11 protein-coding genes are annotated in these 11,987 nt (G+C 34.3%); 5 read left to right on the top strand and 6 right to left on the bottom strand.

Features of this window, described 5'->3' with window-relative positions; translation table 11 throughout:
• Positions 1-335: hypothetical protein (locus ACY2V1_RS07060; RefSeq protein ID WP_461834092.1), on the bottom strand; the 335-nt coding region annotated here is incomplete at its 3' end.
• A gap of 108 nt (positions 336-443) precedes the next feature.
• Between ACY2V1_RS07060 and yihA the strand changes: the two genes are divergently transcribed.
• The gene (yihA, locus tag ACY2V1_RS07055; RefSeq protein WP_461834091.1) at positions 444-1,022 is read left to right on the top strand and encodes a ribosome biogenesis GTP-binding protein YihA/YsxC; all 579 of its coding nucleotides are present in this window, start codon (positions 444-446) and stop codon (positions 1,020-1,022) included.
• A 10-nt stretch (positions 1,023-1,032) separates the two neighbouring features.
• Here the strand turns inward: yihA and ACY2V1_RS07050 are convergent, their stop codons facing one another.
• Entirely contained in the window at positions 1,033-1,395 is a 363-nt protein-coding gene (locus tag ACY2V1_RS07050) for a cupin domain-containing protein (RefSeq protein WP_461834090.1), read from the bottom strand.
• Between the two features lie 72 nt (positions 1,396-1,467).
• A complete protein-coding gene (locus ACY2V1_RS07045; protein WP_461834089.1) occupies positions 1,468-2,799 on the bottom strand; it encodes a sigma-54 interaction domain-containing protein in 1,332 nt (443 codons plus the stop codon).
• 175 nt (positions 2,800-2,974) lie between these two features.
• Between ACY2V1_RS07045 and ACY2V1_RS07040 the strand changes: the two genes are divergently transcribed.
• Genes ACY2V1_RS07040 through ACY2V1_RS07025 form a run of 4 tightly spaced genes read left to right on the top strand, consistent with a single transcriptional unit; the run spans position 2,975 to position 8,248 of the window.
• The gene (locus ACY2V1_RS07040) at positions 2,975-3,949 is read left to right on the top strand and encodes an NADH-quinone oxidoreductase subunit B family protein (RefSeq protein ID WP_461834088.1); all 975 of its coding nucleotides are present in this window, start codon (positions 2,975-2,977) and stop codon (positions 3,947-3,949) included.
• Positions 3,950-3,973: 24 nt separating this feature from the next.
• Positions 3,974-5,440, top strand: coding sequence for a Ni/Fe hydrogenase subunit alpha (locus tag ACY2V1_RS07035; RefSeq protein WP_461834087.1), 1,467 nt, complete (start codon positions 3,974-3,976; stop codon positions 5,438-5,440).
• Position 5,441: 1 nt separating this feature from the next.
• Positions 5,442-5,951, top strand: a complete 510-nt coding sequence (locus tag ACY2V1_RS07030) for a hydrogenase maturation protease (protein WP_461834086.1) — start codon at positions 5,442-5,444, stop codon at positions 5,949-5,951.
• Complete coding sequence (locus ACY2V1_RS07025) at positions 5,930-8,248, top strand: hydrogenase iron-sulfur subunit (protein ID WP_461834085.1); 2,319 nt, start codon at positions 5,930-5,932, stop codon at positions 8,246-8,248. The genes ACY2V1_RS07030 and ACY2V1_RS07025 overlap by 22 nt, the downstream gene beginning before the upstream one ends.
• Positions 8,249-8,662: 414 nt before the next feature.
• Here ACY2V1_RS07025 and ACY2V1_RS07020 read toward each other — a convergent pair whose 3' ends face one another.
• From ACY2V1_RS07020 to trkA, 3 genes are all read right to left on the bottom strand, one after another.
• The gene (locus ACY2V1_RS07020; RefSeq protein ID WP_461834084.1) at positions 8,663-9,031 is read right to left on the bottom strand and encodes a VOC family protein; all 369 of its coding nucleotides are present in this window, start codon (positions 9,029-9,031) and stop codon (positions 8,663-8,665) included.
• Between the two features lie 71 nt (positions 9,032-9,102).
• The gene (locus tag ACY2V1_RS07015) at positions 9,103-10,557 is read right to left on the bottom strand and encodes a TrkH family potassium uptake protein (RefSeq protein WP_461834083.1); all 1,455 of its coding nucleotides are present in this window, start codon (positions 10,555-10,557) and stop codon (positions 9,103-9,105) included.
• Positions 10,558-10,560: 3 nt separating this feature from the next.
• Positions 10,561-11,910 (bottom strand): Trk system potassium transporter TrkA, encoded by a 1,350-nt coding sequence (gene trkA, locus ACY2V1_RS07010; RefSeq protein WP_461834082.1) that lies wholly within the window; start codon positions 11,908-11,910, stop codon positions 10,561-10,563.
• Between the last annotated feature and the right edge of the window lie 77 nt (positions 11,911-11,987).

Below are 11,987 nucleotides of genomic sequence, written 5' to 3'. Positions count from 1 at the left end.
ACATCATCATAAACGGGATTAAAATTTGTATCAATAGAATTTAAAACAACAGTTTTTCCACTTATTTGTTTTTTAGATTCTCCAACCTTAAACATTGTACTTTGATTTAACCATTTCCTTCCTACTTCCATGACTCCTTGTTTCTGGGCCATTAAAGCTATCTCTTTTGTGATTTCAAATTTACTTTTGTTCTGTTTTTCCATTATTATGTCAACATCTACTACTCCTTTAAATGTCTTATATGGAGTCTTCATAGACTCTTTTTTAACTAATATTTTTGTACAGCCTACCATAAGAAAAAAAACTATAAACAAAAAATATACCAGTTTTCTCATCTTACCCCCTTTAATATTGACCTTTAATTTATTTTTATTTAAATAAGTGATGCCAACACTGAATTTAATATAACACACATTAAAATTGCAAGTATTAAAAACATAAAAATGGAATTCATCTTAAAACACACAATCTATGAAATTGGCAAGATACCAACAATAGAGAATCCTCAAATACCTGTAGCTGGACGATCAAATGTAGGTAAATCCAGTTTTATTAACTGCATTTTAGGACAGAAAAATCTTGCAAAAACAAGCTCAAAGCCTGGGAAAACAAAATCTATAAATTTCTATTTTATAAAAAAATTTAAGGGATATCTAGTGGATTTGCCTGGTTATGGATATGCCAAAACATCTAAAAAAGAAAGACAAAAATGGGCAACTCTCGTTGATAACTACTTTAAAAAAAATGTAGAGAATATAAAAGGAGTTATCCTGTTAATTGACAGTAGGCTCCCACCCCAACAAGCAGATATAAATCTCTTTAACTATATAACAGACAAGGGATTTAAAGTAATCCCTATACTTACTAAAGAAGACAAGGCCAATATGTCTGCAAAAAACAGGATCAAAAATTTTTGGCAGGATTTTTCAGGATCAACCATAGAACCCATCTTATTCTCATCAAAGACTTCTAAAGGAAAGGCACAAATTGTTAATGTGTTGATGAGTATATTTAAAAGTTAGTTAATGCTATTTACAACAATTCTGTATCATCATGGGAATATGCAGGAGAACAGCAGCAAAGGATTTTTAAAGGAGTGTCTCCTGTATTTTTTATCTGGTGTGGAGTACCAGGTGGGATACACACAGAATCAGCTTTTTCTACATTAAATTTTTCATCCCCTAAAATCATTAAACCTGTTCCTTCAAGAATATAGTATATTTCTTCAGAAAGATTGTGTTTATGCAAAAAAGTATTTGCTTTTGGAGGGACAATAGCCTCTGCTAGACTGAGATTTTTGTTCCCATGCACATTTGGATGCATTAGTTCTCTTATTATTGATCCGTCTTTGGTTACATATGGCTTAACACTTTTGTATTCGGTCTTTATTTTCATATATATAACCTCGTTCTATTTTCATTTAAATTTACTAAGAGATCTAATTATATAGTGATTTGGAATTATAGCTTATTTTTGTTTATGTTTGGCCAAAATTCTATATAAGGTAGCCCTTGATATACCCAACATCTTTGCTGCTTTTACTTTATTTCCCCCAGCATTTTCTATTGCTTCCTTGACCTTTTCTATATCTAAATTTTTCCTTGGCCTTTGTTTTTTATGTATGACTATATCATGGTCTACTTGCCCTTCTAAAAGATACTTGGGCAGATGAATAGGTTCAATTACACCTAACTTAGATTCAAATGATTCCACTAAAGAATATTGGACAACATTTTGAAGTTCTCTAATATTCCCAGGCCAATTATGTCTTTTTAGTATCTCCATGGCAGGGTGTGTGATTTCAGGAATATCCATATTAAATTCTACTGCAAACTCTTTCAAAAAATGATCAACAAGTAGAGGAATATCCTCTTTTCTCTCCCTTAAAGGAGGTATTTTAAGAGGAATTACAGCTATACGATAAAAAAGATCCTCTCTAAAATTGCCCTTAACAATCTCTTCACTGAGGTCCTTGTTAGTTGCTGATATAATTCTGATATCAACCCTTATTTTTTTGTTATCTCCAAGTCTTTCAAAGGTCAATGTCTGTATTGCCCTGAGCAGTTTAACCTGCATTGCAGGACTCACATCTCCAATTTCATCCAAAAACAGCGTACCCCTGTGAGCTAGCTCAAAACGCCCCTTTTTAGACTTTGTGGCGCCAGTAAAGGCGCCTTTTACATATCCAAAAAGCTCACTTTCAATTAAAGAATCGGGGATAGCCCCGCAATTAACAGCAACAAAAGGACCATCTTTTCTAGGACTCAATTTATGTATTGTATTTGCAACCAGTTCCTTCCCTGTTCCTGATTCTCCCAGGATTAAAACAGGAACTGAAATCTTGGCAACATTTTTGATTTGAGCATAGAGTCTCTGCATTTTATCTGTTTTCCCTATTATCCCATGAAAATTGGTTATCTTTTCAACTTGTTTTTCAATTATTATATCAGAAGTAATATCTTCAAAAACTGCACATACCCCGTAAATTTTTTTCCCTTCATAAATAGGCACTACCTTGGCTTCTAGATATTTAGTATTTCCCTTTTTATCAATAAATTTAATATTGTATTCAAGTTTGGATAAACTTGGAAACACTATCTTACTTTTAAAACTACACTTACTTCCACAAAATCCACCTGGGAACACTGAATGACAGTCCCTTCCAATCACCTCTTCTTTAGAATATCCTGTTATTTCTTCTGCATACCTGCTAAAATAAAAAATCCTTCTATTCAGATCATGGGCAATTATAGCAATAGGTATACTATCAAGTAAATTCTTTAAATGACCCATATCCATACAAACCCCTGAAATACTTTTACAATACATAAAAAAATCATGAAAAAAATCATCCCTCAATATTTCATTTATTCAATAATAGCTTATTTCACTTGCATCCAATTGAAGATAGATATAAAGATTTAATAAAAATAAGGCAAAAAGGCAACTTCTCAAAAATTAGGAGGCATAGGCAATGTCCAACAAATTAAAATTCGGTTTTTTACTTTGTGGTGGATGTGCAGGCTGTGAAACTGCCATGGTAGATCTCGCTGATAGGCTTGTTGATGCATTGGATATACTCGAGGTTGTTTTCTGGGCACCTACTGTGGCTGACGTTAAATACAAAGACCTTGAAAACATGGAAGACGGGTCAATAGACCTGGCATTCGTAGATGGCATGGTGAGGTTAGATGAGCACGAACACATGCTAAAGACGTTAAGAAAAAAATCAAAAACCTTGGTTGCTTTTGGAGCATGTGCAGCCTTAGGCGGGATACCCTCAATGGCAAACATGCACACTAAAGAAGAAATTTTTCAGGAAGTTTATTTTAATACACCTTCTACTGATAACCCAGATGAAATTTTGCCTCAGGTAAGTTTCCTTGAACAGGGGGAATTTGATTTAACCCTGCCTAAATTTTTAGATAAGGTAAAATGTGTAGATGATGTTGCTGAAGTTGATTACTATGTTGGTGGTTGTCCGCCCCACCATGATTTCATTGCCAAGATAGTTGAAAAAATAGTCAAAAATGAATTACCTGAAAAAGGGTCTTGGATAACCTCTGGAAAATCAGTTTGCGATTTTTGTCCTAAAAATCCTGGTACAGTATCCATGCACAGGCAAAAAATAGAAACCATAAAAAGGACAACAGATCTACCAGACCCAGATCGATGTCTATTAGAACAGGGATATTTGTGTCTGGGCCCTATGACTCAAGGAGATTGCAATGCACTTTGTACTAAAGTTAACATGCCGTGCAGGGGATGTGGTGGGCCAATCCCAGGAATCAAAGACTTTGGAGCAAAGGCCATTTCAGCTATTGGATCCATGCTAAAAACTCCTGAAATGGCCGGGGACTTAAAAAAGAAATACAATGACTTAAAAAAGCTCTTTTATAGATACAGCTTTGCAAAAAGCATGATGGATAGAACCAGTGAAAAAAAATAAATACCTTATCTGGAGGTAATTAAAGTGAAAAAAATAGAAATAAATCCAATAACTAGACTGGAAGGTCATGGAAAGATCGCTATATTTCTTGATGATAAAGGTGATGTTAAAGATGCATTTTTTCAGGTTGTGGAGCTGAGGGGATATGAAAAATTTCTCCAGGGAATGCCTGTCGAAGAACTACCAAGAACAGTATCCACTATCTGTGGCGTGTGTAGAGGCGTACACTTTACTGCATCAATGAAGGCAGTTGATGAAGTATATGGTGTAAAACCAACTGAAGTTGCTAGAAAAATAAGGGAAATATACTTTTGTTCCCATTACATAGAAGACCATGCCCTTGTATTGTATGCACTGGGGCTTCCAGATTATATTGTTGGCCCTGAATCTGACCCAAAAATCAGAAATATTGTTGGACTAATTCAAAAGGTGGGAAAAGAAACAGTTAAGGATGTACTTAAAAAAAGGTCTCTGGCAGTTAAGATATTTGAGATGTTGGGAGGTAAGCCAAATCACCCGGTTGCTTCCCTGCCTGGAGGATGGTCAAAGTCCATATCTGAAGAGGAAAGGGACAAAATAGACAAATGGGCAGATGAATTAATTGAATTTGGAAAGATGACCATTAAAATATTTAAAGATATGGTTTTAAAAAATCCTGATTATTTAAAACTTATAACCAGTGATGTGTATCATGTGAAAGTTGGTTACATGGGAACGGTAAACAAAAAAAATCAGGTGGAATATTATGACGGTACCCAGCTGGTAATTTCCCCAAATGGAGATGTAGTTGGTGAGTTCTATGGACCCAAATATCTTGATTTTATTTCAGAGCGGGTGCTTCCATGGAGTTATCTAAAATTTCCATACAACAAAAAATTGGGGAAGTGGCAAGGGATAAAGGAAGGAGATAATACCAATTTGTACTGTGTTGGACCACTTGCCAGATTTAATGTTGCTGAAGGAATGGATACCCCTATTGCCAATGAAGAGTTTATGGAATTCAAATCCTTTTTTAAAGAACATCCAATCCATTATATCCAGGCTTACCACTGGGCAAGGGCAATTGAACTCTTAAATGCAGCAGAAAAAATAAAACTCCTTATAAACGAGCCAGATATTACGTCCAAAGATATCATAAATCAAAGCACAGAAGTAAAAGGAATAGGATATGGAATTGTAGAGGCACCAAGGGGGACGCTAATCCACCACTATGAAACAGATGAAAATGCTATTGTTAAAAAAATTAATTTAATAGTTGCAACAACCCATAACAATGGGCCTATAAATCTTGCAATAAAAAAGGCTGCAAAACATTTTATTAAAAGAGGTAAAGTTGATGATGGAATTTTAAATTACGTAGAAATGGCTTTTAGACCATATGATCTCTGTCTTGCATGTGCTACTCATCAGGTAAAAATGGGATCTACTCCTATAGAAGTAACCGTATATGACAAAGATGGTGAACAAATAAGAAAAATAAAGAATTTTTAAAATGAAGGATAGATTCAAAACCCTATTAATTGGCATTGGAAACCCAAATATGGGAGATGATGCAATTGGACTTTTAGTTGCAAACGAAATCAAAAAAAAGGGATTAAATATAGATACTGAAGTTTTATACTATATTTCCTTTGAAATTCTGGATAAAATAATTGGATATGACAAAGTAATAATAGTAGATGCAGCTGATATTGGATTACAATTAGGAGATATAGCTTTGCTTACATACAGCGATATTAAAGGAAGTGAGTATTTACATAATTCTCATGGACTCAATCTATACCAGGTAATTAAAGTTGGCTATGAGGTATTTAACAGTAATATGCCAAAAAATATTTATTTACTTTTGATTCAGACAGGTAAAATTAATAGTTTTAAAAGAGGAATAAATAGGAAATTAAAAGAGAATGTCCCTCACATAATTGAGAGGATAAAATCTGTAATTGGCCTAAAATCTTTATTACCCAAGGAGGAAATAAAATGCAGGACAAAATTGCGCTAATCCTGTGCACTTGTGGAACAACATTGGAAGAGAAAATAGATTTTGAATATCTAATTAACGGCGCCCAAAATCTTCCCAGAATAACTGAAATAAAAAAAGTGGATTTTTTATGTGAAAATATAGATGACATATTAAATGAATTGCATGGAAAGGTTGAAAGGATATTATTTGCATGCTGTTCTGAAAGATCTTCTTTAAAGCTTAATGAAGATAAGATTGAAAAACACCTTATAAAAAATGGTTTTGATGTGGGCATGTATGAAGTTGCCAATATAAGGGAGCAATGCGCCTGGATACATGAAAATAAAGACCTGACAACTAAAAAGGCCATGGATCTGATCACCATGTCCTATGAAAAATTAAAACTCAACGTCCCATCTTATGAGGTCAAGGACTTAAATCAGGAAGTCCTTGTAATTGGGGGAGGAGTTGCAGGCATAAGTGCTGCCCAGGCCCTTTCAAAACTTGGGGTACACGCAACCATAGTTGAAGAAAAACCATATATAGGAGGGCACGCAGCTCAGGTATCTTTTCTCTGGCAGAGCGAAGGCTCTCCTTCATTTTGCTATAATGGTTGTGTTATACCGGTAATAAGTAGGGACCTGTTATTAGAAGATAAGGTTTCCATTTTAACCTCTTCAAAAATATCATGGATTGAAAAGAAAAATGGGAATTTTTATACAGAAATAGCACGTTATCCTCTGTATGTTGATCCTATAAAGTGTATATCGTGTGGAAAGTGCGCTCAAGTGTGCCCTGTAGAGGTCAAAAATCCATTTGATTTTGGCCAAACAAAAAAGAAGGCAATAGACAAAGAATATGATTTAGGTGTTCCAGATAAATATTTTTTAGATGATACCATTTGTACAAAATGTGGAGAATGTGTAAATGTATGTCCTACAGATGCCATTGATCTGAATGCAAAATCTCAGACACTAAAAAAGGAATTTGGTGCTGTTATATTTGCAACTGGATTTGAAACCAGGGATATGAAGGAGTTTTCCCACCTATCTTACCATAAACCCAATGTTGTGAGCCTCATGGAATTTGAAAGGATGATAGGAAATAGGTTTTATGGTAAGCCTCCCATGAGCGTTACTTTTGTTATGTGTCAAAGGGATGAAGTTGGTTATTGCTCAAGACTTTGCTGTGATATAGTGGCCAAACATGCATTTAGAATGTCAAAATATTTTACTGGTACAGAAACCACAGTACTTTACACAAACCTCAGAACCTCAGGGAGGATGGGCGCTATTTTAAAAAATAGGTCTGAAGAAGCTGGAGTTGAGTTTATTAAAGCAAAAGTGGAAAAAATAGAAGGCGATGATGAGTGGCTGACCATCTATACAGACCAGGGAGAGTTTGAGACACAGTTGGTTGTCTTGGCAGAACCTCTGATTCCCGCACCCCTTCAAACTGCAAAAATGCTTGGTTTACAACTTGACCAATTTGGCTATCCAATAGAATTTCAACCCAAGGTGGTTAGACCCATAAATAGCTATGTTGAGAGAGTTTTCTTAGCAGGCGCAGCTAAGGGATTTAAAGACGTCCAAGAAAGCATTGAATCAGCTCACCTTGCAGCAATAAGGGCATATGAATCATTAAAAGGAAAACACAGCAAATATATATCCTATACAGATCTGGATAAATGTTCAAAGTGTGGATTGTGCATTCCAATATGCCCACATGGAGCCATATCTGCAAGGGATAAGGATACACAAAGGACTATATTTTTAGACCCTTCAAATACAGAAGAACAAGAGCTAGAACATATAGAGATCAAGATAGATCCTAACTTTTGTAAAGGGTGTGGACTTTGTTATTCAACATGTCCATCAAAGGCAATTGTGCTTTTAAATCTTGAAGAAGCACAAATATTAAATATGGCAAAAAGGGCATTTGAAAATCATCCTGAAGGAGAGCCCAGGCTGCTTGCATTTTTATGTTACTGGTGCTCCTATGGATCAGCAGATCTAATGGGTGTTAAGGGGTTAAAAGTTACTGAAAATTTCAGGACAATTAGAATAAGATGCTCAGGCTCCATAAGTCCAGAGGTTATATGCGAAGTATTATTTTCAGATATGGCAGATGGAGTTTTAGTTGCTGGCTGTCCACCAGATAATTGTCATCATCTCTGGGGAAATTATACCGCTGATAAGAGGATAAAAATTTTGCAAGACACTTTAGCAGATTTTGGAATAGATAGAAGTAGACTTAGATGGGATTATATTGGTGTACCGCAGTTTGATTTAATGGCCAAGGTCTTAAATTTTATGAATGAAGGGCTGAAAAAATAATATAAAAATTCCCCTGTATTTAGCCCAGGTTTATCAACTTGGGCTAAAAATAATTCCCTGAAAAATACAATATTATCATTGATAATAAATATTGTAGAATTCCTCCATTAAAGACCCCAAAAAATTTGAAAAGACCAGCAGCGCTACAATTAAAAGAAAGTGAAAAAGATGAGATGATAACATACTGGACAAAAAAATAAAAAAATTGGCAAGGTTATATTGATATTGATATATTTTGGATGGGAACTTGTGTACATGGATATTCAATGAGTTAAACTTTATAACACATCTAAAATATAATTTCCTCTTCAGAAACAGCAGGTTTATTTAGACTTTTGTGGCAAACAGGATATCTCACTACTGAAACAAAATAATTGATAATTTTTTACGTCTAGGGGTTTACCGTAGGTTTATTTATGTCTTTAAATTTTGGGACCAGAATTCAATCCTATTGCCTTCTGGATCGTAAATATAAAAAACTTTAGCCCCCCATGCATGATTTTTTAATGGTGTTGGCTTAAGGCCTTGCTTTTTTAAATCCCAATATATGGATTCAATATCATCTACTTGCAGCGAAATAGTAATACCCTTACCCTCATTACTGTCAATTGTTGCTTTGGCTTCATCTGCAATGCTCAGACGAGATGCTTCATTTAATTTAAACTCCACAAACCAGTTGTGATTAGTTGTTACCGCTAATTTTAGTTGTGTCTTGTAAAAATCAACAGATTCATTCCATTTTTTACAATATAGGATAGTATTAGTTGTATTTATTTTTATCATTTTTTTACATATATTTTGTTGCGCTACTATAAGTTACTATAATATTATGCCTTAAAGAACAATGTATTTTCTTATTTTCTCCAAAATTCAGGATATAAGAAAATTAAAACAGGGTATATTTCTAGCCTTCCTGCCACCATACAAAAAGACAGTATAATCTTTCCCAACTTTGGTATCTGACTATAATTTTCTGTAGGCCCTACATAGCCAAAACCAGGACCTATATTACTTAAACATGCTACAGTTGCAGAAATAGAAGTCAAAAGATCTACGTTAAGACAGGATAGAAAAACTATTGATGCAAAAAAAACAAGAAAATATAAAAAGAAAAACACACAGATGGCATTGCATATTTCTTGGGGTATTTTTTTTGTTCCAAGCTTTACCATAACCACAGCTCTTGGATGGATAAGTCTTTTAAACTCTTTTGCGGCTATCTTGAATAGAAGTAGAATTCTTATGCATTTTATTCCTCCCCCAGTAGAGCCTGCACATCCTCCTATAAACATAGCCAAAAAAAGAAGGGCCTGTGCTAGATAATGCCATTTTTCGTAGTCAAAGGTGGCATAACCTGTTGTAGTTAATATTGATATAGTCTGAAATGAGCTGTGGAGAAGAGCTTCAAAAAATTTTTCATGGGTGGAGTACCAAGCCAGGGGAGTTATTAATAACACCATGAAAAAAATCACACCTGTATATAGAAAAAACTCAGGATCTTTAAAATAACTTTTAAAATCTTTCTGTAACAGCTTGTAGTGATGAGAAAAATTAATGCCAGCAAGGTACATGAATATAATTATCACTATCTGATTAAAAGATGAGTAATATCCAATAGATTGATTTTTAGTAGAAAATCCACCTGTAGCCATAGTGCCAAAGGAGTGACATAGGGCTTCAAATAAATCCATTCCACCTAACATCAACAAGATGGTTTCTATTGCTGTTAATAATAAATAAACCTTCCATAGGATTATAGCTGTATCTTTTAAGCGAGGTCTAAGTTTATCAGGAGTTGGACCAGGAACCTCAGCCTTATATAACTGCATTCCCGCAATATTGAAAAAAGGTAAGATAGCTAATGAGAGAACAATTATACCCATTCCACCTAAAAAATGTGTAAAACTTCTCCAAAAAAGAAGGCCCTTAGGCAATGCTTCTATATCTGTTAAAATAGAAGCACCGGTCGTGGTGAAGCCAGACATGGTTTCAAAAAAAGAGTCAATATAACTTGGTATATAACCGCTAATATAAAAGGGTAAGGCTCCAAATAAAGAAGCAAATATCCAAGCAAGTGTTACAATAGCCATTCCTTCTTTATAAGATATATCGCCATATCTCTTCTTTTGAGTAATTTTATAGATCAAAAGTAGAACGAAACCAAAACTTATACAGATAATACTTGATGCCCCTAAATGATGAGAAACACTTTCGTGATAATAGAAAGAAAAGCCAAGGGGTATGATCATGCAAAGACCAATAATTATTAGAATAAATCCAATTACTAAGGCAATTATATTATATTGCATAACCTACTTTTTAGCCAAGAGTTTTTCAAATTTTGGAATATTTGATTCTTTTGTGAACAGGATGAGTTTGTCCTCTGGAAAAATTTTATCTTCACCAGATGGGATTATGACTTGATCTTTTCTAGTAAGGGAAAGGATTAAACTCCCTTTAGGAAGATTTAACTCTTTTACTCTTTTGTTTGAGAAGAAAGAATCTTTTGCAACATAAATCTCTAATGCCTCTGCATCTTCTTTTATAGAGAAACTGGATATCACCCACTTTCTCATGTATTTTAAAATAGTATTTGCTGCTGAAATCCTGGGATTTACAATATTTTCTAAACCAATCTTCTGCATAATAGGCATGTATGCCAATTTTTTTACTCTAGTAATAGTCTGCTTTGCTCCTAAACTTTTGGATAAAAGAGAACACAATATGTTATTTTCTTCATCTCCAGTAACAGATATCACCACATCCATAACTCCTGCATTTTCTTCTTTTAATATATTTTCATCTGTGCCATCTCCCAAAAGGACTGTGGTATTATTCAAATTTTCCGCTAAAAATTCACACCTTTTTGGATTGGACTCTAAAAGTCTTAACTGAACTCCCCTGTTTTTCTCCAACCTTTGAGCAAGTTTATATCCTATATTTCCTCCTCCTATGATCAGGATATTGTGTTGAAGTTTTGGATCAATTCCAAAAAAAAACAATACCTTTGACAGTTCCTTTTTGGATACAGCTATGTGAATCAAGTCTCCTTCAGCTATTTTGTCTGCTCCTGAAGGTATAACCAGCTCTTTTTCTCGAGATATAGAGGCTACTATAAAGTCTTTTACATCCATTTGAGCTTTTATTTCAGCTAAACTCTTACCAATCACAGAAGAATTTGGCTTTATCCAAAGCCCTACCAAATAGAGTCCTATGTCTTTAAACTCATTGATCTCACTTACACCAGGAAGTCCTATCATCTTTTCAATAGAAGACACTACTTCTTTCTCTGGGTTTACAATAAAATCTATATGTAAAATCTCTTTAGCCAAGACATCTTTATATGCAAGATAGTCGGGATTTCTTATTCTTGCTATTTTTGTGATTTTAGGAGAAAGTATGTTTGAAAAAGTGCAGGCTATGAGATTGATCTCATCGCTATCTGTAACTGCAAGCAAGGTTTCAGCATCTTTTATACCAGCTTTTTCTAAAACCTTTGGACTACTCCCTGAACCATGGATGGTTTCTAAGTCTAATTTGTCTCGTAGTTTTTCTAATAAAGATTGATTTTTATCAATTACGACCACCTCTTTATTTTGATAAATAAGCCTGGAAGCCACATATCTTCCAACTTCTCCTGCACCTACTATTACTATCCTCATAACTTAAAAAAATTCTACTTCTTTATATAATTCTTTATCTTTAAATTCGAGGTTGTGATGTTCTACCATTTGTAATG

It is taken from the genome of Desulfothermus sp., assembly GCF_053993635.1.
The sequence above is the reverse complement of the archived record's forward strand: the minus strand, read 5'-3'. Positions and strand labels throughout refer to the sequence as shown.

Bases quoted from the DNA above. Each gene is read 5' to 3' on its own strand.
- yihA (WP_461834091.1), top strand. From the start codon at position 444: ATGGAATTCATCTTAAAACACACAATCTATGAAATTGGCAAGATACCA.
- ACY2V1_RS07015 (WP_461834083.1), bottom strand. From the start codon at position 10,557: ATGCAATATAATATAATTGCCTTAGTAATTGGATTTATTCTAATAATT.
- ACY2V1_RS07025 (WP_461834085.1), top strand. From the start codon at position 5,930: ATGCAGGACAAAATTGCGCTAATCCTGTGCACTTGTGGAACAACATTG.
- ACY2V1_RS07045 (WP_461834089.1), bottom strand. From the start codon at position 2,799: ATGGATATGGGTCATTTAAAGAATTTACTTGATAGTATACCTATTGCT.
- ACY2V1_RS07020 (WP_461834084.1), bottom strand. From the start codon at position 9,031: ATGATAAAAATAAATACAACTAATACTATCCTATATTGTAAAAAATGG.
- ACY2V1_RS07050 (WP_461834090.1), bottom strand. From the start codon at position 1,395: ATGAAAATAAAGACCGAATACAAAAGTGTTAAGCCATATGTAACCAAA.
- ACY2V1_RS07030 (WP_461834086.1), top strand. From the start codon at position 5,442: ATGAAGGATAGATTCAAAACCCTATTAATTGGCATTGGAAACCCAAAT.
- ACY2V1_RS07040 (WP_461834088.1), top strand. From the start codon at position 2,975: ATGTCCAACAAATTAAAATTCGGTTTTTTACTTTGTGGTGGATGTGCA.
- trkA (WP_461834082.1), bottom strand. From the start codon at position 11,910: ATGAGGATAGTAATAGTAGGTGCAGGAGAAGTTGGAAGATATGTGGCT.